This is a genomic window from Leifsonia psychrotolerans (assembly GCF_013410665.1).
Taxonomy (GTDB): Bacteria; Actinomycetota; Actinomycetes; order Actinomycetales; family Microbacteriaceae; genus Cryobacterium; species Cryobacterium psychrotolerans_A.
Map to the genome: position 1 here is coordinate 1,169,143 of NZ_JACCFM010000001.1, position 21,511 is coordinate 1,190,653.

Annotated in this window: 16 protein-coding genes; 9 read left to right on the forward strand and 7 right to left on the reverse strand. The window is 65.0% G+C overall.

From position 1 onward, the window contains the following. The first annotated feature begins 2 nt into the window (after positions 1-2). From HNR05_RS05495 to cspE, 4 genes are all read left to right on the forward strand, one after another. Positions 3-1,616, forward strand: a complete 1,614-nt coding sequence (locus HNR05_RS05495) for a DNA polymerase Y family protein (protein WP_179578108.1) — start codon at positions 3-5, stop codon at positions 1,614-1,616. A 14-nt stretch (positions 1,617-1,630) separates the two neighbouring features. Beyond that, a complete protein-coding gene (locus tag HNR05_RS05500; protein ID WP_179578109.1) occupies positions 1,631-5,029 on the forward strand; it encodes an error-prone DNA polymerase in 3,399 nt (1,132 codons plus the stop codon). 81 nt (positions 5,030-5,110) lie between these two features. Then, on the forward strand, positions 5,111-5,956 hold the full coding sequence (locus HNR05_RS05505) for a DUF3097 domain-containing protein (RefSeq protein WP_179578110.1): 846 nt from the start codon (positions 5,111-5,113) through the stop codon (positions 5,954-5,956). A gap of 194 nt (positions 5,957-6,150) precedes the next feature. Continuing rightward, entirely contained in the window at positions 6,151-6,354 is a 204-nt protein-coding gene (gene cspE / locus HNR05_RS05510; RefSeq protein WP_055814297.1) for a transcription antiterminator/RNA stability regulator CspE, read from the forward strand. 91 nt (positions 6,355-6,445) lie between these two features. On the opposite strand, the gene HNR05_RS05515 is transcribed toward cspE, so the two are convergent. Beyond that, a complete protein-coding gene (locus HNR05_RS05515; protein ID WP_179578111.1) occupies positions 6,446-6,925 on the reverse strand; it encodes an Lrp/AsnC family transcriptional regulator in 480 nt (159 codons plus the stop codon). 105 nt (positions 6,926-7,030) lie between these two features. Here HNR05_RS05515 and HNR05_RS05520 point away from each other — a divergent pair, with 105 nt between their 5' ends. Further along, positions 7,031-8,206, forward strand: coding sequence for a trans-sulfuration enzyme family protein (locus HNR05_RS05520; protein ID WP_179578112.1), 1,176 nt, complete (start codon positions 7,031-7,033; stop codon positions 8,204-8,206). A gap of 102 nt (positions 8,207-8,308) precedes the next feature. Next, positions 8,309-9,259: an FUSC family protein gene (locus HNR05_RS05525; protein ID WP_179578113.1), complete on the forward strand. Its 951-nt coding sequence runs from the start codon at positions 8,309-8,311 to the stop codon at positions 9,257-9,259. 14 nt (positions 9,260-9,273) lie between these two features. On the opposite strand, the gene HNR05_RS05530 is transcribed toward HNR05_RS05525, so the two are convergent. The 4 genes from HNR05_RS05530 to HNR05_RS05545 form a co-directional block, all read right to left on the reverse strand. Next, a complete protein-coding gene (locus HNR05_RS05530) occupies positions 9,274-11,082 on the reverse strand; it encodes a DEAD/DEAH box helicase family protein (protein ID WP_179580602.1) in 1,809 nt (602 codons plus the stop codon). A gap of 560 nt (positions 11,083-11,642) precedes the next feature. Further along, positions 11,643-13,328, reverse strand: a complete 1,686-nt coding sequence (locus HNR05_RS05535) for an HNH endonuclease signature motif containing protein (RefSeq protein WP_179578114.1) — start codon at positions 13,326-13,328, stop codon at positions 11,643-11,645. A gap of 621 nt (positions 13,329-13,949) precedes the next feature. After that, positions 13,950-15,176: a D-alanyl-D-alanine carboxypeptidase family protein gene (locus tag HNR05_RS05540; RefSeq protein WP_218868817.1), complete on the reverse strand. Its 1,227-nt coding sequence runs from the start codon at positions 15,174-15,176 to the stop codon at positions 13,950-13,952. 28 nt (positions 15,177-15,204) lie between these two features. Further along, a complete protein-coding gene (locus HNR05_RS05545) occupies positions 15,205-16,008 on the reverse strand; it encodes a TrmH family RNA methyltransferase (RefSeq protein ID WP_179578115.1) in 804 nt (267 codons plus the stop codon). Positions 16,009-16,113: 105 nt separating this feature from the next. Here HNR05_RS05545 and HNR05_RS05550 point away from each other — a divergent pair, with 105 nt between their 5' ends. Continuing rightward, a complete protein-coding gene (locus tag HNR05_RS05550; protein ID WP_179578116.1) occupies positions 16,114-17,013 on the forward strand; it encodes an NAD-dependent protein deacetylase in 900 nt (299 codons plus the stop codon). Between the two features lie 29 nt (positions 17,014-17,042). After that, complete coding sequence (locus tag HNR05_RS05555; RefSeq protein ID WP_179578117.1) at positions 17,043-17,642, forward strand: histidine phosphatase family protein; 600 nt, start codon at positions 17,043-17,045, stop codon at positions 17,640-17,642. Between the two features lie 7 nt (positions 17,643-17,649). Here HNR05_RS05555 and HNR05_RS05560 read toward each other — a convergent pair whose 3' ends face one another. Then, a complete protein-coding gene (locus HNR05_RS05560; protein WP_179578118.1) occupies positions 17,650-18,720 on the reverse strand; it encodes a glycosyltransferase in 1,071 nt (356 codons plus the stop codon). Then, the gene (locus HNR05_RS05565; protein WP_179580606.1) at positions 18,717-19,616 is read right to left on the reverse strand and encodes an alpha/beta fold hydrolase; all 900 of its coding nucleotides are present in this window, start codon (positions 19,614-19,616) and stop codon (positions 18,717-18,719) included. Before HNR05_RS05565 ends, HNR05_RS05560 begins: the two co-directional genes overlap by 4 nt. Before the next feature lie 167 nt (positions 19,617-19,783). Between HNR05_RS05565 and treS the strand changes: the two genes are divergently transcribed. Then, positions 19,784-21,481, forward strand: coding sequence for a maltose alpha-D-glucosyltransferase (gene treS / locus HNR05_RS05570; protein WP_179578119.1), 1,698 nt, complete (start codon positions 19,784-19,786; stop codon positions 21,479-21,481). Positions 21,482-21,511 lie beyond the last annotated feature (30 nt).

Sequence of the window (21,511 nt, forward strand, 5' to 3'; positions counted from 1 at the left end):
CCATGGCCGCCAGACTCACCCGCGCCATTGTGCTCTGGTGCCCCGATTGGCCGATCATCGCGGCTACCCGGGCCGAGGAGTGCCCGGTATCGACAGACGTTCCCCTCGCCCTGGTCGACCATGGCCTCATTTTTGCCTGCTCCCGCGCCGCTCGGGCGGAGGGCGTGCAGCGTGGTCTCACAGTGCGTGAGGCACAGTACCGTTGCACGACGTTGACGCTGCTGCCCTACGACCCGGTCCAGGACGCCCGCGCCTTCGAGCCGGTGATCAGCACCGTCGAAGAGATCACACCGGGCGTGCAATTGCTGCGCCCGGGCACCTGCGCTATTCGGGCCCGCGGCCCCAGTCGCTACTACGGCGGCGAGGCGGAGGCAGCGGCCGCACTGATCAATCGGCTCGCTGCGTTGGGAATTCCCGACGTCCGCGTGGGAGTCGCCGACGGACCGTTCGCCGCCGAACAGGCCGCACGCGCCACGCGGCCGGCGCGGGCCGCACGGGCCACACAAGACATGACGCTCAGCGACGCCGTGCGAATCGTCCCGCCCGGCGCCTCCCCCGGTTTTCTCGCGCCGCTGCCGATCACCCTCGTCGTCGACGCCCGCTTGTCGACCCTGCTGCACCGACTCGGCGTGCACAGCCTCGGCGACTTCGCCGCTCTGCCGGCGCTCGACGTGCGCCGTCGGTTCGGCCCGGAGGGTGCGCAAGCCCACGAGAAGGCCAGCGGCCTCGACAGTCGCAGCGTCGTCGCTCGGGTGCCGCCGAAACTGCGCGACCTGCTGATCGAGTTCGAGCCGGCGCTCGACCGCGTCGATCAGGTGACCTTCGCCATCCGCGCCTCGGCCGAGCAATTCATTGACGGGCTCACCCAGGCCCGACTCGTCTGTACCGCCGTACAGATCGAGGTACGTACCGAGTCGGGTGAGATCTCGCTGCGCAGCTGGCTGCACCCACGCTGGTTCAGCGCGGCCGATGTCGTCGACCGTGTGCGCTGGCAGCTGCAGGGCGGCGGCACGATCGATGCCGGCCTGCGCTCGGGCATCGTCAAGGTGCACATCATGCCTGAACGTGTCGACTCGACCAGTCACCACGAACAGGGCCTCTGGGGCTCCGGCCCCGACGAGCGCATCCACCACGGGCTCACCCGCGTGCAGAGCATGCTTGGCCATCAGGGTGTACTCACCGCGGTGATCGGCGGCGGGCGTATGCTCGCCGACCGCCAAATCCTCGTGCCCTGGGGCGATGAAGTCCCGGGCAGTGCTTCCGCCCTCCCCCGAGCGCAAGCGCAGCCGTGGCCCGGCAGCATGCCGGGCTTGCCCCCCACAACCGTGTTCCAGGACCGCCCCCCTATCGCCCTGATCACCGCGGCCGGCGAGCCGGTCGATGTCGACGAGCGTGGCCTACTCACCGAGTTGCCCGACCGGTTCTCACCCACGAACCGCCCCGGCGACCTGCGGCCGGTCGAAGCCTGGGCGGGCCCGTGGCCCGTCGTCGAACGTTGGTGGGATGCCGCGTGCGGGCGCACCGTGCACCGGTTCCAGGTGGTCGATGCCGACGGCGATGCCTGGCTGCTCGCCCTCGAAGACCATGAGTGGAAGGCGGAGGCCCGTTATGACTGACGAAAGGAATCCCCATGGGTTGGAGTAATCCGCCGATCCCCTGGTCCGAGCTGGAACGCACACTCTCCGACCGGCGTCGCCCCGGCGGGCCACCACCCGCAGCCGACGGCGGCGACAGCCCGGCCTGGTCGAAAAAACGGCAGCCGTACACCCCGCACGAGGAATCCGCGACGCCCGACGGCCCGATCGTGCCGTATGCCGAGTTGCATGTGCACTCAAACTTCAGCTTTCTCGATGGCGCCAGCTCCCCGGAACAGCTGCTCGAAGAGGCGAGCCGGCTCGGCCTGACCTCGCTCGCCCTCACCGATCATGACGGCTTCTACGGCGCCGTGCGACTGGCCGAGACCGCCGAGAGCTTTCCGAACATCACGACGGTCTTCGGCGCGGAACTCTCGCTCGGGCTCGGTGCGCCGCAGAACGGCATCGCCGATCCCGAGGGCAGCCACCTGCTGGTTCTCGCCCGCGGGCAGGAGGGCTATCACCGGCTCGCCTCCGCCCTCACCCACGCTCAACTCGCCGGAAACGAGAAAGGCCGCCCCCTCTACGACCTGTCGGAGTTGGCCGCGCAGGCCGACGGGCACTGGGTGGTTCTGAGCGGATGCCGTAAGGGCGCCGTGCGTCAGGCCTTGGCCGTGGCCGGGCCGGCGGCCGCTGCGGGCGAACTGGCCCGTCTGGTCGACCTGTTTGGCGCGGGCAACGTCTACGTGGAACTGTTCGACCACGGGCATCCGCAGGACAGCAGCACCAACGACACCCTGGCCCTCCTGGCCACGGAAGCCAACCTGCCCGTGATCGCCACGAACAACGTGCACTACGCCACGCCGGCCGAACACCGTCTGGCCGGCGCCCTGGCCGCGGTGCGTGCCCACCGCAGCCTGGACGAGATGGACGGCTGGCTGCCATCCGCCGCCGGCGCACACCTGCGCAGCGGCGCCGAAATGGCCGCCCGGTTCATTCGGTTCCCCGGCGCGGTCGCCCGCACTGTTCCTCTGGCCAATGAACTCGCTTTCTCCCTGCGCCGAGCGCGCCCCCGGCTGCCGAAGCAGCAGGTGCCCGAGGGGCATACCCCGATGAGTTGGTTGCGTGCGCTCACCTGGAAGGGCGCGGCGGAGAAATATCCCGACTACAACAACAACGTCAAAGTGCGCCTCGAAAAGGAGCTCGCCGTGATCGAGGCGAAGGACTTTTCCGGCTACTTCCTGATCGTGCACGACATCGTGCACTTTGCGAAGGGGCGCGGCATTCTCTGCCAGGGACGCGGCTCGGCCGCCAATTCGGCGGTCTGTTACGTGCTCGGTATCACCGCCGTCGACTCGATCTTCTATCGACTGCCGTTCGAACGTTTTCTCTCGAGCCTGCGCGACGAAGAACCCGACATCGACGTGGACTTCGACTCGGATCGGCGCGAAGAGGTCATTCAGTACGTCTACGAGAAGTACGGACGCATGAATGCCGCGCAGGTGGCCAACGTGATCACGTATCGGCCTCGGTTCGCCGTGCGCGACATGGCGAAGGCGCTTGGCTACAGCACCGGGCAGCAAGACGCCTGGTCGAAGCAGATCGAACGCTGGGGCGGGCAGGTCGCGAGCGGCGAGCACGACATTCCGCCTGAAGTCGTCGAACTGGCCGAACAGGTGCTCACCTTTCCTCGACACCTCGGCATCCACTCAGGCGGGATGGTCCTCACCGATCGCCCGGTGGGCGAGGTGTGCCCGATCGAGCACGCACGTAAAGAGAAACGCACGGTGTTGCAGTGGGATAAAGACGACTGCGCCTGGATGGGGTTGGTCAAGTTCGACCTGCTGGGGCTCGGCATGCTCGCCGCACTGCAGTACACCTTCGACCTCGTCGACGAACATCTCGGCGAAACGTGGGGGCTCGACACCATTCCGCGCGAAGAGGCCGGTGTCTACGACATGCTCTGCCGGGCCGACTCAATCGGCGTCTTCCAAGTGGAAAGCCGCGCGCAGATGGGCACACTCCCCCGGTTGCAGCCGCGCCGGTTCTACGACCTGGTGGTTGAGATCGCTCTCATCCGCCCCGGCCCGATTCAGGGCGGTGCCGTTCACCCCTACATCCGGCGGAAGACCGGCTTAGAGGAGGTGACCTACCTGCATCCGAAGCTTGAGCCGGTGCTCGAACGCACCCTGGGGGTACCGCTCTTTCAGGAGCAGCTCATGCAAATGGCCATGGCCGTCGGCGGGTGCACCGGCGAAGATGCCGACCTGCTGCGCCGGGCGATGGGATCCAAGCGGGGAGTCGAGAAAATCTCCTCGCTCAAGGCCAAGCTCTACCTGGGCATGGCCGAGAACGGCATCACCGGTGACATCGCCGACAACATCTACGAGAAGATCGAGGCCTTTGCGAACTTCGGTTTCGCTGAAAGCCACTCGATCAGCTTTGCCCTGCTCGTCTACGCGAGCGCCTGGCTCAAACTGCACTATCCCGGAGCATTCCTCGCCGCCCTCCTCCGCGCCCAGCCGATGGGGTTCTACTCGCCGCAGTCACTGGTGGCGGATGCCCGTCGGCACGGCGTCGTCGTCTTGCGCCCCGACATCCTGCGCTCGGGCAGTGATGCGGGACTCGAAACGGTGGCTGGCCCCGCAGCACAGGGCCGTGCGAGCTGCCTGGCTCAGGAGCAGCCTCCTGTGCCGCTCTTCGACCGCTCGGTGCCGCCCGATGGGGCGCAGCATCGCCGCGACGCCTCCCTCGCCGTGCGGCTCGGCCTGGCCGAAGTCAAGACGATCGGGCACGAGCTCGCCGAACGTTTGGTCGCCGAGCGAGACGCCTACGGGCCCTATTCGTCGATGGCGGATGTCGCCCGTCGCGTCGGGGCCAACACCGAACAGCTCGAGGCGCTCGCCGCGGCCGGCGCCTTCGACTCGCTCGGACTGGAACGCCGGGAGGCACTCTGGAACGCCGGCGATGCCAGCCAAGACAAAGACACCTACCTGCGCGGGTCGATGGTCAGCGTGCAACCTCCGCTGCTGCCCCTGTTGAGCTCGGCCGAACAGGTGGTGTACGACCTGTGGGCGACCGGAATCTCGACCGACGACCACCCGATCCGACACGCCCGGGCACAGCTAGACGCCCGCGGGGCCCTCCGCGTCGAGCAGCTGGCCACGCACGAGTCTGGCCGACGCATCGAGGTTGGCGGCGTGGTCACCCACCGACAGCGCCCCTCAACGGCCGGCGGCATCACCTTCATCAACCTCGAAGATGAAACGGGAACCCTCAACGTGATCGCCGGCATCGGAGTCTGGAATCACTACCGACGCATCGCCCGCGAGTCGCCCGCCCTCGTGGTGCGCGGCATCCTGGAGCGTTCGCCCGAGGGCGTCACAAATCTGATTGCCGACCGGTTCGAGTCGCTGACGGTGGGGGCGCGGATGAATTCCCGTGACTTCCGGTAGCTCGTCGCGTTTTGCTCTCGAGAACCGGTCACCCGATCTCGCCAAGCGCGCGCAACGGTTTCGGCTAACGTCGTGTGGGTGATGGATGATCGATACGGACACGACGTGCTGGCACAGGGCTGGCGAGACGTCGGCAAGAAGGTAATTCCAACCCAGGAGGCCACCCGCGACTTAGTCGTCGAAGAAGCCACCACGGGCTTTTGCGGCGCGGTCATTCGGGTCGAGAAGAAGATCGTCACGCTCGAAGATCGACACGGCAAACTGAGGCTGTTCCCGCTCGGCCCCGGTTTTCTGATCGACGGCGCGCCGGTCGTGCTCGTGGCACCGAAAGCCACAGCCCCCACTCAGCGCGGACGAACGGCGTCCGGTTCGCTCGCCGTTGCGGATGCCCCGGCCCGGGTCGCGCTGCCCAGCCGAATCTTCGTCGAGGGACGCCACGACGCCGAGCTCGTCGAAAAAGTATGGGGTGCCGATCTGCGCATCGAGGGCGTCGTCGTCGAGTACATCGAGGGTGTCGACAATCTCGCGGAGCTCCTCGCCGCGTTCAGCCCCAGTGCCACGCGCAAGGTCGGCGTGCTGGTCGACCACCTGGTACCGAACTCCAAGGAGAGCCGCATCGCCGAGGCCGTGGCCCGCGGGCCGTACGGCGCGCATGTGCTTGTCGTCGGGCATCCGTATGTCGATGTCTGGCAATCGGTGAAACCCGCTCGGCTCGGTCTGACGGCCTGGCCGACCATTCCGCGCAGCATCGAATGGAAGAAGGGAATCTGCCAGGCGTTGGGGTGGCCGCACGCCGAACAAGCTGACATCGCGCGGGCGTGGCAGCGCATCCTGGGCCAGGTTCGCACCTTCGCCGACCTCGAACCAGAGCTGCTCGGACGTGTCGAACAGCTCATCGACTTTGTAACGGTAGATAACGCTTCATAACGAAGTTCTGAAAGATTCGGGTGAGTTTGCATCTTCATGGTCTAGGGTTTGTAAAGAAGTTGTAGTGCTTGCACGTCTTAAAACGCATTGACCCCGGTCTGTGCGCCACATTCCTTTCGGAAGCGGACGACGAATACCGCGACGAACGGTCCCGACAGTCGGGGCCGGTCTTACACTCCTGGAGGAGTTTCAAAATGGCAACAGGTACCGTGAAATGGTTCAACGCTGAAAAGGGCTTCGGCTTCATTGCGCCCGACGACGGAAGCGCCGACGTGTTCGCGCACTACTCCGCAATCGCTTCGAGCGGCTACAAGTCGCTCGATGAGAACCAGAAGGTTGAGTTCGAGGTGACGCAGGGCCCCAAGGGTCCGCAGGCCGAGAACATCCGCGCTCTCTAAATCACTTTAGATGCGTGATCTGCACGCTCTCTGAGCGCGTAGTTACGAGAAGGCCCCCGCTTCGGCGGGGGCCTTCTTTTCGTGCGCCGACCTACCTGACGAGGTCCTGCCAGCCGTCGCCGTCGACGTACTCAAAGATGAGATTGGTCTCGGTGTGAGCGACGGCAGGATGCTCAGCGAGATGTTCCAGTACAAAGTCGCGCAGGTGCGTGGCGTCGGCCGCAGCCACGTGCAGCAGGTAATCGTCGGCACCGGCCGTGTGAAAGAGGCCGATCACGCCGGGCCAGTGGGGTGCCGCGTTGCGGAATGCGTCGATCTGCCCGCGCGCGTGCTTGGCGAGACGTACCGAGATCAGCGCCTGCAGCGACGCGCCGAGGGCGGCGAGGTCGATGTTTGCCCGGTAGCCTCGAATGTGGCCGAGTTGCTGCAACCGGCGCAGTCGCAGTGACACCGTCGATTCGGCAACACCGATCTCGGTGGCCAGAGCCGCACCCGAGGCACGCGCATTCACCGACAAAGCCCGCAGAAGCGCCCGGTCGACTCTGTCGAGTTCTGATTTCTTCGATTCCATGCGTGCCCACTTTCGTTTCCCACAGTTTATTCGATTCGATTTAGCCCACTGGCAGATTCTGCGCGGATACTTGCGCATTGGCTCGGAATCTGTTTTGGTCAACTAATGCACCCTGCCTCACAACACATTGAAACCCTTGCAGTCCACGCCGGCATGGAGGGGGTCAGCGAGTCAGGCTCGCACGTTCCGGTGATCGACCTTTCGACGACGAACCCGCTGCCGGGTGTCGAAGCCGGCGGCGACTCTTATGAAAACCTTGCCACCGGCGGCGTGCTCGGCAGTGGTGACTCCGCGGTCTACCAGCGGCTCTGGCAGCCCGGTGTGGCGCGCTTCGAGAACGCCCTGAGCGCATTGGAAGGGGCGGAGGGCACGGTCGCATACTCGACCGGTATGGCGGCGCTGTCGGCCACCCTGATGGCAACCGTGGCCGCGGGCAAGCCTCACATCATCGCACTGCGCCCGCTCTACGGCGGAACCGACCATGTGCTCGACACCGGTCTGCTCGGCACTCAGGTGACCTGGGCGACGGTCGACGGAGTCGCCGACGCGATCCAGGCCAACACCGGACTGGTCATTCTGGAATCCCCCGCGAACCCAACCCTCGAACTGGTCGACATCCGCGCCGTCGTCGCAGCCGCCGGGTCGGTTCCCGTTCTCGTCGACAACACCTTTGCCACTCCCGTGCTGCAGCGTCCGATCGAGCTCGGGGCCACGCTGGTGCTGCACAGCGCCACGAAGTACCTCGGCGGACACGGCGACGTCATGGGCGGAACCGTTTCGGGGCCAGACGAGTGGATGGTGCGACTGCGCCAGGTGCGCGCACTGACCGGCGGACTGCTGAACCCCTTTGCCGCCTATCTCCTGCACCGGGGCCTGCGCACCCTGCCCGTGCGCGTACGCGCACAACAGGAGATCGCCGGCGAGGTCGCGCGCCGACTCGTCGGGCACCCGGCGCTTGCGCGCGTGCTCTACCCGGGGCTGCCCGGTCAGGACCCACAGGGGCTGATTGGCACGCAGGCCTCCGGTGCCGGATCGCTGATCGCCCTCGACTTGGTCGGCGGCTACGAGTCGGCACGCCGGTTCACCGAAGCCTGCAAACTCATCACCCACGCCGTGTCGCTCGGCGGGATCGACTCCTTGGTGCAGCATCCGGCCTCGCTGACGCATCGCCCGGTCGAAGCGAGTGCCCGCCCGGCTGCGGGGGTCGTGCGTCTCTCTATCGGCCTGGAGCATGCCGATGATCTAACCGCCGATATCCTGCAGGCGCTCGACGCGGTTTAGACCTCGGCCGCGCTATTCTGGGTGGTACCTCCCGGCCCACTCGCGGCTGCACCAGCGTGGGAGGAATGTGTCTATCTGCGCCCGCGAAGGGTCTTGATCACCATGGCATTCTTAACCCGTCCGCAACCCGGCACCCTGCCGACCACGCTCAAACTGCTCGTCGCCATCCTGGTGCCATCGGCCATCGTCAGCGTGGTCGGTGGCACGTCGGCGAGCATGGGATTCGGCCTGGCCATGGGGTTGGGGATGGCGGTCACCCCGGTCAGCCGTCCGCGCCAGACGGCGGTCCTGGTGCTGATCGGTGCCGCCCTGGGAGCGTTGGCGTCCTGGGCCGGCTCCACTCCGTGGGCGATCGCAGCCCTCATTTTCTTGTCGGCAATCCTGTTCGCGGTCGCCAATCAACGCTCGGCTGGGCTCTTGTCGTTGGCACCCATCATTATCATCCTTTTCGGAGCCGGTCCTATTAACCTCAGTTGGTGGTCGGCGGGTTTGTGGATTATCGCCGGCGGTGCCGTGGGGGCACTGATTGTGCGTCTTTTGAAATTCCAGGCCCCTATTCAACCCGTTGAGACCCGCACGGCCTGGGAACACGGCATCGTGGTGGGACTACTGTGCGCCGGAGTCATGTACTGGAGCTTGGCCAACAATGTTCCCCACGGCTACTGGGTTGCCGTGACCATCCTGATGGCGTTGCGCCCCTTGCCCAATCAGCGGCGAGAGACACTCAACGGGAGGCTAATCGGCACCTTTCTGGGCGCAGTGATTGCGCTACTTGCCGTCACGCTGCTCCCCGTTTGGGGTGCCGTAATTGTGGCAGTGCTCTGCTTGTTCCTGCTGATGTGGTACTCCATGGGAGGGGCGTATTTGATGCAGGCCCTTGCGCTGACGCCGATGCTGCTCATCTTCGCCTCTCTCGGCGACGTGAGCCGCGGCTTCGAGTTAACTATCGAGCGCGTGATTTTCACCCTCATTGGGTTTGTCGTTGCGGTGCTCATCGCGTTGGTGCTTCGGCGCTGGGAAAGCCGGCGCGAGGTCAGCCCAAGCACCACGTAGGGTCGAATCTCGCTCTAGCTGCGGCCGAGTCGGCGGCGCAGTACGTCAATGCGCTTCTGCAGTTGGGTCACACTAGCCTGGGCGACGGCCGGGCCGCCACAGAGCTGCCGCAGCTCGGCGTGCACCATTCCGTGTGGTTCGCTGGACTGCTTCGCCCAAATTCCCACGAGGCTGTTCAAGACCGAGCGCTGCTCCTTGAGCGTGCGGAAGAGCGCCGGCTCCCCCGGTTGCTCTTCACCCGTCACCGAGTCTTTGCGTTTGTCGGTGGAACGCTTCGACTGCCTGGCCTGGCGCTGCTGCAACAGTTCAGACACCTGCTCGGGTTCAAGCAGGCCGGGGATTCCAATGAAGTCAAACTCTTCGTCGGTGCCGGGCTCGGCCAACTGGCCGAATTCGGCACCGTCGAACACAACACGATCAAACGTGGCTTGTGAGTCGATGGCCTGCCAGAGGAACTCCTCGCCGAGAGAGTCGGAGCCCTTCTCCTGTCGATTCGCCTCGGCGACCATGGCATCTTCGGGGTTGTACATCCCGTCGCCTTCGTCGTCACGGTTGCGCCGGTCGAGGGCATGGTCACGTTCCAGTTCCATCGCCCCGGCGAGGCCGGTAAGCGCCGGCACATCGGGGAGGAAAATCGACGCGGTCTCACCCCGGCGTCGGGCGCGCACGAAGCGGCCGATGGCCTGCGCGAAGAAGAGCGGCGTGGAGGCGCTGGTCGCGTACACGCCCACCGCGAGACGCGGCACGTCGACACCCTCAGACACCATGCGCACGGCCACCATCCAACGTTTGGTGTTGTGCGAGAACTCGTCAATACGGTCGCTGGATTCCTTCTCGTCAGAGAGAACGACCGTCACGCTCTCGCCCGAGATCTCTTCGAGCATGGAGGCGTAGGCGCGCGCCTGCGTCTGGTCTGTCGCGATGACCAGGCCGCCAGCATCCGGAATCCCATGACGCACCTCGGTGAGCCGCTGGTCGGCCGCGCGCAGCACTGCCGGGATCCACGAGCCGCCTGGGTCGAGCGCCGTGCGCCAGGCCTGGGAGGTGATGTCTTTGGTGTTGCCTTCGCCGAGCTTGGCTTCCATCTCTTCGCCGGCCTTGGTGCGCCAGGTCATGTGCCCTGCGTACACCATGAACATGACGGGCCGAACGACACCGTCTTCGAGCGCCCGGCCATAGCCATAGTTGTAGTCGCTCTGCGACAGGCGAATGCCGTGCTTATCGGGCAGGTAGCTCACGAACGGAATCGGTGAGGTGTCGGAGCGAAAGGGAGTGCCGGTGAGGGAGAGTCGCCGGGTGGCCGGATCAAACGCCTCACGAATCGCATCACCCCAGCTCAGCGCGTCTCCGCCGTGGTGAACCTCGTCGAGAATCACGAGCGTGCGGTTCGACAGCGTGATGTCGCGGTGCAATGCCGCTCGGGCCGCAACCTGCGCGTAGGTGACGGCGATACCGTGATAGTGGTTGCCGTAACGGCCGTCGGCATTGCGGAATGTGGGGTCGAGACGGATCCCGACGCGGGCCGCCGCGGTCGCCCACTGATTCTTGAGGTGCTCAGTCGGTGCAACCACGGTAATCCGGTCGATCACTCGCCGAGAACGCAACTCTGCGGCCAGGCGCAGCGCGAACGTAGTCTTGCCGGCTCCGGGCGTTGCTGCGGCCAGAAAGTCGCGCGGTTCGTTCGCGAAATAGAGCTCGAGGGCTTCCGCCTGCCAGGCGCGCAACTTGCTGGCGGTACCCCAAGCAGCACGCTCCGGGAACGACGGCGAAAGATGTTCGGCGGCACTTGTTCCCTGCGCGGGGCCAAAGACAGGTGGAGTAATCACTTCGTAAGAATCTATCAAGTTGTGGCCATGCTCGTGGCCAGGGGAAGCACGTGCACGTGAGTAGATCAGAGCATCAGCGGTCGGGCCCTGTGGCAATCAGTCGCAATCTTGTTGAACGAATCGGCGACCCTAACGCCGAAATTCCTGGTGAAGGCGGAAGGTAGGCGGATCGTCTCACCAACGTGTTGAGCTGCGAGATCTCGGATTCTGCGACAGAAAATCTTACTGTTCGCGGGAAGCTGATTCACCAGATCGTCTCCCTGCTTGATGCAACGCTCGCGTTGAACCCGGACCGATCACAATTTCGTCGGGCGGCGGCGACGTCATCTGACCGGGCCGACGACGCGCCAGAGCCGGCTCGACAGTCCAGACCTTGCCCGCCGGAATCTGACACAACTGGTTCAATCGCGGCGGGTTCAACCGCGGCGCGTCAGTCGCGGCGGCTCAGTCGCGGCGGCTCAGTCGCGGCGGCTCAGTCGCGGCGGCTCAGTCGCGGCGGCTCAGTCGCGGCGGCTCAGTCGCGGCGGCTCAGTCGCGGCGCGTTAGCCCCAGCGTGCTCAGTCGCGGCGGTGGGTGTCGGTGCGGTGGCGGTTGGCGTCGCGCCAGGTGCGGGTCGGGTCGATCCAGGCCGGGGCTTTGACTTGGGGTCGGCCGTTGACCATGAGGATCTCCCAGCCGGAGGTTTCGATGGTGTGATGATGTCGCCAACACAGCGCCACACCATTGTCGACTTCGGTGGTGCCGCCTTTGATCCAGGGGATCACGTGATGAAACTCGAGCCACTGTGTGGGGGCGTCGCAGCCGGGAACGCCGCAGCCGCCGTCGCGGGCGAGGATCGCCCGGCGTTGGGCGCGGTTGAACAGTCGTTGCGGATCGGTCAGGGTGAGAACCTCACCGTTCGGACCGAACAGAACCGTTTGGGTGCCTCCGGCACACATCATCTGATCGACCGTGCGAAGTGAGATGGGGGCGTCGACGCCGTCGATCCAGCCGACACCGCGACCGGATTCAATATCGTTCACGTTCACATGCACCACCACCGTCGGCGCTGCACCACCAATACTGGGAGTGCTGTCGGCTTGAGCGAGCTGGGTGAACATGCCGCGCAGAATATCGGCCCGCTTCTCACCAGCGGTACGGGTGTCGACGTCATCGAACTCATGCCCGGCCGACCCGGGAAGAGGAGCCTCGGCTGAGGCTGAACCGTGGTCGTGGTCGTCATGGTCGTGGTCGTGGTCATCGCGTTCGTGGTCACGGTCGTCGTGCTCGCGGTCGTGCTCGTCGTTCAAGTCGTGTCCGTCGGGACCGTCGTGGGGATCCTGCTCGGCGCGGTCGTCGTGCTCGGCGCGGTCGTCGGTGTCGTTGGCACGCGCCTGGTCGCGGGCTTGTTCGGCGGCGGTGGGGAACGCGGGGGTTTTGCGGGCGGCGATGAACGCGTCGAAGGTGAGGTTCATGATTCCGTACAGATCAGGAGTCACCCCGCCCCGCACCGGATACACACCGTCTTTGAAGCGGCCGAAACTGATCGTGCTCGTCGCCTCACCCTCGACCTCGTTCGGCGCCACCCCGTCGGGGTCCAGCGCCGCCTGCCACTGCAACATCTGCACCCGCATCGAGTCCGCCGAGAACGCAAAGCCCGCGCCCGGCTCACCCTCATTCTCGGCCGTAATCGTGCCCGTCGCCGCAGACACCAGAGCGCGTTCCGCGGCCGCAAGATCATCGGGGGCGACGCGCGGGGAGATCTCGGCCAGACCGGACATGATCACCTCCGCCGCATCCACCCCCAGCAAGCCCGAAGCGACCGCGGCACCCACCGTGGGGAACAAGGCGGGGATGATCGTTCCGACGTGCTGCGTGTCCCGCATCCGCAGACCGAGCGCGCTACGCCGTTTCGCTTCACGGCCAGAAACCCGGGTGACCCGGGTGATCAGGTCGATGCCACTCGTGCAGCCCCGCTTCGCGGCGAGGGAGTCCCGGCCCAGCCACCGGCCGGAGCGTTCCTCGACCGTCGCCGCCACAGCCACCCGGCCCGCATCGACCAGCCGGCCCACGCCTTCGAATGCACCGAGCACACCGAGGAGGTCGTCGTCGGTGAACCGGTCGGGGCTGACCAGGCCAAGCCCCGCCCACAGTGCCTGCGTCTGCTCGAGCACCGCCAGCAGCATGGCCGCGGTCGGTGCCGCTGCACCCGGGGCGGGTGTCGGCTCCGGGGCGGAGACGGGGGGTGGGGAGGTGATTGACATAGCTCTATTCTCCGAAAAAACGAACATGATTACGAGCCCTTCTCAGTATATGTGGATAAGTTCTCGTACGTGTGTCTGCGGAGGGAACGAGGGCGGAGCCGGCGGAGACTTCGCTCCCCAGTCTTGAGGGTGGCTCGCGGGATCTCGACACGCTCGATCAACGGGGTGGGGTCGATCGGCGGGAGGGGTCGATCGGCGGGGTGGGGTCGATCGGCGGGAGGGGTACGGGGCCGACCACCGACCGTGGGTCGAGCTTGTCGAGACCTCGGCCCCCGCGTCTCGAGGTTGGCTCACGGGATCTCGACGAGCTCGATCAACGGGGAGGGGTCGATCGGCGGGAGGGGTCGATCGGCGGGAGGGGTCAATCGGCGGGAGGGGTACGGGGCCGACCACCGACCGTGGGTCGAGCTTGTCGAGACCCCGGCCCCCGCGTCCCGAGAGTGGCTCACGGGATCTCGACGAGCTGGATCAACGGGGTGGGGTCGATCAGCGGGGTGGGGTCGATCGGCGGGGAGGGCTCGATTAGCGGGGCGGGGCCGATCACCGGGGAGGACTGATCACCGGGGTGGGCCCGATCACCGGGGTTGGGCTCCACCAACGGGTTGGACTCGCTCAGGGTTACTAGAAAAGCTCACCAGGGTGCGAGAATCGCCAGCCGGCCCCCGGATCGGTGAGGGCACCCCGCAGAACAAGCGGAACAGTGATTGTGCGCGTGCCCACGACGAAATCGAGCGTGCCGACCTCGGCGCCCGTGCTGCCGACCCGCATCGGCTGAGCCTGAGCACGTGTCGTGATGGGGGTGTCTGACCAGACCAGAGCCGAGGCATCCGTTGCCGTCACGGCGTGAGCCGACTGCCCCCAGGCCGTGGAATAGGAGCCGATCGAGGTTCCTGCAGTCGTCAGCTCCACCTCGTGGAATCCCGCCTTCGCGCTCTCGATCAGTGCACTGACCGCTTGGTTCAGCTCGGGATGAGTCTCTCCGCCCAGCATGACGCCCACAAGAGTGACTGTCTTGTTTCCGACGGTGACGTCGGCTGAAAACAGTAAGCACGCCCCCGCTTCGTCGGTGGTTCCGGTCTTGATACCGTCAACGCCGAAGTCGCCGAGGAGCTTGTTGGTGTTGCTGACCGTGCCGATGGTCGGCAGCACCGCGGTCTTCATCGACACGATCTCCGCGAGGGCCGGAGCGGCCCGCACGAGCTTGCCGATTTCGACGAGATCGGCCGGAGTGCTCACACTGTCTGGTGAAAGGCCGCTTGTGTCAACGATCGTTGTGCCGGTCAGACCGTGTGCAGCGATCCACGTGGAAGCCGCAGCCAGGTAACTATCGACGGAGCCGTACGCCCAGATTGCCAGTGATTCGGCGTAGTTGTTGGCAGACGGCAGCAGCATCGCCTCGAGAGCTTCCCGCTCGGTGAGTTCCATCCCGGCCACCACGGGTGCCGACGAGCCATTCTCGGCGATGGTGTCGTAGTAGATGTCGACATCGGCATCGGTGAATCTGACCGTCGGACCGGCTTCACCGGCTGCGAGCGGCTTCGCTTCGAGGATCACGAGAGCCGTCACCGTCTTGGTGATGCTGGCGATCGGAACAGGGCCGGTTCCGCCAGATGCGGCAAGCACGCCGTCGAAACCAACCGCACCGATCGCTCCGGACCCAAATCCCGGCCAGGCCGGCGCGGCAGCCGGCTGGGTCAGCGGTGCCGGCTCAGTCAGGGATGCAGCGGCGGCAGGCAGCGTCGCCACGCCCGTGCTGACGCCATAGATCACCACGCCGAGGACGACCAAAAACCCCCCGAAAAATACAGTGCGGCGGCGGCGATAGATCTGGCGTCGGGACAGCGGCATTCATCAATCCTAACCAGCGTGAAGCTGACTAAACCCGCAGTACGTAGAGTGCGAGAGCGCTGGCCGAGGCCACATTGAGCGAATCGACGCCATGCTGCATCGGAATCGTCACGACGGTGTCGGCCACGGCAAGGGCTTGGGAACTCAAACCATCACCCTCGGTCCCGAGAATGAGCGCAACTCGGTCAGGGGCATCCGCCGCGAATGCGTCGAGGGTGACCGCTTCATCGGAGAGGGCGAGAGCAGCAAGGTGGAATCCCGCGTCATGCAGCAACGGTGCGGCTTCGCTCCACTCGGGCAGACGGGTCCACGGCACCTGAAGCACCGTTCCCATGCTCACCCGAACACTGCGTCGGTACAGCGGGTCGGCACAGCGGGGCGTGATCAGCACGGCATCGGCACCCAGACCGGCCACGGAACGAAAAATTGCGCCCACATTGGTGTGATCGACGATGTCTTCAAGAATCACAATGCGACGGGCATCCCTGAGGATGTCGGCGACGGGGGCGAGTTGCGGACGGTGCATGGCCGCGAGGGCGCCACGGTGCAGGTTATAGCCCGTGAGCTTCTCGAGAACCTTCGACTCCCCCACGTACACCGGCACGTCGGGCCAATCCGCCAGAAGCGGCTCAACGTCGGCCAGCCACTGTTCCTGCACCAACACCGAACGAGGCCGATGCCCCGCAGCGAGTGCGCGGGTGATCACCTTGGACGACTCCGCGATGTAGAGTCCGCCCTCCGGCTCGGAAACGCGGCGGAGTGCAACGTCGGTCAGCCTCGAGTAGTCGGCCAGGCCGGGTTGGTCGAGATTCTCAATACGAACGATGTGCACGAAGGCACCTTTCTGCGCTGGGGTCACACCAAGACTGTCAGGTCGGAAACAAACGAGGAAACCGGCGTGTTTAGACTCAGGTAGACCACGAAATGGAAAGCCGCAATGATCGTGAACCGGGCTGACGCTCTCGAACCCAGCATTGAACCGGCCATCGAACCCGCCGTCGAGGCCATTCTTGACGATATTGCCGATATTTTGGCCAGCCGTCACACGGCGGTGCTGACCGGTGCCGGCCTCAGCACCGACTCCGGAATCCCCGACTATCGCGGTGCTGGTGCGCCACAACGCACCCCCATGACGTTCCAGGCTTTTCTCGGCTCGGAACACGCTCGCAAACGGTACTGGGCTGGAAGCCACATCGGCTGGCAACGCTTCAACGCGGCCGAGCCCAACCTGGGACATCGCTCACTCGTCGCGTTGGAGCGGGCGGGCTTGATCAGCGGCGTCATCACCCAGAACGTGGACGGCTTGCATAAACGAGCGGGCACCACGCGTGTCGTCGAATTGCACGGCGCCGTCGACCGCGTGCTCTGTCTCGACTGCGGTCAGACCTACGCCCGCGCAAGCATCGCCGACAGGATGGCCACACTCAACCCGGTGCTGCTGAGCCCCGATGCCGTCGCTCTGGCCCCCGACGGCGACGCACAGGTCAGCGACATCGACGGCTTTCAGATTCCGGCGTGCTCGGTGTGCGGTGGCCTGCTGAAGCCCGACGTGGTCTTCTTCGGCGAGTTCGTTCCGACGGAGCGGTTCGGCGAGGCCTCCGCGCTCATCGAGGCTGCCGACGCCCTGATCGTGGCGGGGTCCTCACTCGCAGTGAACTCGGGCATCCGTCTGCTCGAGCAGGCCCGTCGGCGCGCCCTTCCCATCATCGTGATCAATCGCGGCGCGACGAAGGGCGACGCCCGTGCGCTGGTTAAACTGGATGCCGGTGCGTCACAATCGCTGTCCGGGTTAGCCCGGCGACTTGTCGGCTCATCACCGGAGCACTGGCTACATTGACACCCGAGAGAAATGCTGAGGCCCGCACCATGACACGATTCTCCATCGTGCGCCACGGCCAGACCGACTGGAATCTGCACAAAAGAATTCAAGGAAGCACCGACATCCCGCTCAACTCAACCGGCCGGGCCGAGGCGGCAGAGACTGGCGCGCGCTTGCGGGCGCGCGCCTGGGATCTGATCGTGTCGAGCCCCCTGTCGCGCGCCGACGAGACAGCACGGATCATCGCAGGCGAACTCGGTCTGCCCGGACCGAACGCAGTTCCTGCCCTCACCGAACGTCATCACGGCGAGATCGAGGGGCTCACCTTCACCGAACGACAGGCGCGCTTTCCGGATGGCGTCGCCGTGCCCGGCCTCGAAAGCCGGCAAGACGTGCTCGACCGGGTGCTACCCGCGTTCAGGCGTATCGCTGCAGAGCATCCGGGCAGATCGGTGCTCGTCGTCAGCCACGGTGGCGTGATCGGAACACTCCTCCGTCACGTCACACAGGGCGAACGTCCGCGGCACGACGAACTGATCGCGAATGGCTCGGTGCACGACTTCGTCTGGGCCGACGACGAGCTGATACTCACGCATTTCGATGCCACGGTGCGTCACATCGACGACATCGTCCCCCATCCGCGCTGAACACCAATCACGACCCGCGGACTGTCTCTTTCAACAGGCTGAACAGCGTCGTGGCCGACGCTCGCCAGGTGAACTTCTGAGCCCGAGCGATCGAGAGCTGTGAGCGTGCAGCCCACACCCCCGGTCTCATCAGCTCCTGCACAGCGTCGATGAGCGAGTCGGGCAGCGTCGGATCGAAGAAGAGCGCAGCATCCCCGCCAATCTCGGTGAAGATCGGGATGTCACTGACGATCACCGGGATTCCGAGGCCCATGGCCTCGACCAACGGAATTCCGAACCCTTCGTCGAGCGAGGCGGTCACCAGGGCCGTCGCGGACCGCAGCGTCGCGACGTATTCTTCGTCCGACGCACCGTTGTGAAAAATCAGTTCTGCCTGTGGCGCGAGCGCGCTGAGTCGCGCTCGTTCAGCATCGCTCACCCGGCTCATCAGATGCAGTTCGTAGCCGGGTAGGCCAGCCACGGCGCGCACCAGAGTCTCGACATTCTTATAGGGCATGAACGAGCCCATGTAGACCAGTGAGGCCTTCTCGGGCGCGTCGCGTCGCCCGGGAACAGCCGCCACGGCATCCGCCGCGTTGTGCACCACCACCACCGGGCGGGTGGTGAGTTCATGCTGTGCAATCAGTGACTTTGTCGTCTCTGAGACCGTGACCACGGCATCCGCTCGGTTCAACAGCATGCGTTGCGGCCACCAGGCCAGATGGTAGAGCCGCCAGAGCAGGCGAATCGGGGCCGCCAGATCGCGCGGAGGGGTGCGGTTGCGGTAATAGATCAGGTCGTGAACGGTGAGGATCAGTTTGTATTTGCGGCCCCACGAACCCATTGTCTGCATGGGGCTGAAGACCACATCGGGATTGAGCCGGTTGACCGTGCGAGCGACGAAGGGTTCACGGATGCTCGTTGGCGCGCTCACCAGCTGCCAGGGCAGGGTGGGCAGCAGGTCGAGCTGACGGTGATCGCTGATCAGCATGGTGACGGGATGCAGCGCGGCCAGCTCGGTGACGACGCCCGCAGTGTACCGGCTGATGCCGTCGTGACGGTCGAAGCGGGTGTATCGGCAGTCGAACACGATTTTCACGGGGTCTTCTCCTCGGCCAAGAAGTTCTGCAGGTGCCGCGCGGCGGCGGCGGGCATTTCGTAATGGATCAGGTGCCCGACGTTCTCGATCACCTGCAGCGAGGCATCCGGGAACAGCTTCTGCAGGGTGTACTGCGCGGAAATCGGAGTGATGTCGTCTCGGTCGGCCGCGATCAGGAGCGTGCGTGGCGTGATGGCCGCGGCAAACTCGCTGACGTCGTTCGATACCGATGCCTGGAAGGCCTCGAGCACCACTCGGCGGTCAGAAAACGCCGAGAAGTACGTGTCGTGCTGGTCATGAATCCAACGCCGCAGCGCTGGATCCGACGTCTTCACCATTGCCAGACTGGTTACCCTCACGATGAGGCGGTTGCGCAGCAGTGCGAACCCGAGGCGCTCGGGGAGCGTCGCGCCGGCCCAGTAGTAGAAGACGGCCAGACGGGTGAGGATCCCGCGCGGCCCCGACAGCGCCGGGGCGGCAATCGGGTTGACCAGCACCACGTCATCCGGGTGCAGACCGCCCGCCACAGCCGCCGACACGACGATCGAGCCGAATGAATGGCCGAGAAGAACAAAACGCCCGCTCGGCGCCACCTGGCGCACGAACTCGCTCAGCCACCGGGCGTAGCCGTCGATATCGTGAGCGGCTTGACGAAGCGGCTCCGATCCGCCAAAGCCGGGAAGGTCAGGAGAGAGGATGCGTACGCCTGACAGCTGGGCGACGACGGGCTCCAGCCCGTGGTGGTCGCCGCGAAAACCGTGCACCATCACGATGGTGGTGGGCGCGGCCGAGTCCCCATATTCCCAATACCGGGTGGTGCTGCCGAGCACCGTCACGGCGTGCTCATGCAGGGGGATCCGGGCGAGCAGATCAGCATACGGCGAGGGAACGGTCATCATCCTCAGTTTAGATGGGCTCGGCTGGGCGAATGCACCCGCCGATACCGGGGGTCACACTGGCGAGACTGGGCATCTTCTGCACGCATGCTGCACACATCGTGCATCTGAATCTAGACTCGTCTTAGAGTCACCCGCCCATTCCCCCTGGGCCGAAAGGTTATGACGTGAGTTTCACCGCCCCCATCCAGCTGCCCGGCCTCACGCTTGACCCGCGTTGGTACAGGCGTGCGGTGTTCTATGAGGTGATGGTGCGCTCATTCGTGGACAGCAACGCGGATGGGTCGGGCGATCTTGCCGGGCTGGTCTCGAAGTTGGACTATCTGCAGTGGTTGGGCGTCGACGCGCTATGGATTCCCCCGTTTTTCCGTTCGCCGCTCCGGGACGGCGGGTATGACGTCTCCGACTACAACTCGATCCTGCCCGAATTCGGCACCCTCGATGAGTTCAAAGACCTCGTCACCAAAGCGCACGAACGTAATATGCGCATCATCATCGACCTCCCGATGAATCACACCTCTGATCAGCACGACTGGTTCCAACAATCGCGTGAAGATCCCGACGGCCCCTACGGCGACTTCTATGTCTGGAATGACACCGACGACAAATACCCGAACATCCGCATCATCTTCACCGACACCGAGGAATCCAACTGGGCATTCGATTCTGTGCGTCGACAGTTCTATTTTCACCGATTCTTCTCCCACCAACCCGACCTGAACTTCGACAATCCGGCCGTACACGAGGCAATCTTCGACATCGTCCGATTCTGGCTCGACCTCGGCGTTGACGGGTTCCGACTCGATGCGATCCCCTACTTGTTCGAGTCCGAGGAGGGCAACGGAGAGGGCGAGCCTCCCACGCACGAGTTCCTGAGGAAGCTGCGTGCCATGGTCGATCGTGATTACCCGGGACGCATCATGATTGCCGAGGCGAACCAGTGGCCACGCGAGGTCGCGGCATTCTTCGGGTCGGATGACGAGCCGGAGTGCCACATGGCGTTTGATTTTCCGGTCATGCCGCGTATCTTCTACTCGCTACGCTCGCAACAGGCAGCTGAGTTGGTGCGGGTTCTCTCGGAGACCACCGACATCCCGGAGGGTGCGGGCTGGGGTGTCTTTCTACGCAACCACGACGAACTCACGCTCGAGATGGTGAGTGAAGAATATCGCCAGGCCATGTACGGCTGGTACGCCTACGATCCCCGGATGCGCGCCAACGTCGGCATCCGTCGCCGACTTGCGCCGCTGCTCGACAATTCACGGGCCGAACTTGAACTTGCCCACGCGTTGCTGTTTGCCCTTCCGGGAAGCCCGTTTCTTTACTATGGCGATGAAATCGGGATGGGCGACAACATCTGGCTGCCTGACCGTGACAGCTCGCGCACCCCGATGCAATGGACGCCGGACCGCAACGCCGGGTTCAGCGACGCAGACCCGGGCAAGCTCTTTCTTCCCGTCGTCCAATCGTTGGTGTATCACTACACTCAAACCAATGTGGAAGCGCAACTCGCCCAATCCGGGTCGCTGCTGCACTGGGTGCGCAATGTCGTGCACGTGCGCAAGGCCCATCCGACATTCGGGTTGGGCGAGATCCGTGTGCTGACCACGAACCATGAGTCAGTCCTTGCGTTCACTCGCGAATATGCCGGCTCCGGCACGCAACACGGTGATCAGCCCGAGACCGTCCTCTGCGTGTTCAGTTTTGCCCACAACCCCGTCGCGTTCCGCATCGACGATCCAACACTCGCCGGTAGCCGCCTCTACGACATCTTCGGCGGCGCAGTCTTCCCGAGCTTTGGCGACGACGGCGGCCTCACGCTCACGCTGGGAGCCCAGAGCTTTTATTGGCTGCACTGCGGGTGAGCGCAGAGGACTGCCGGTGAATCTGCCGCT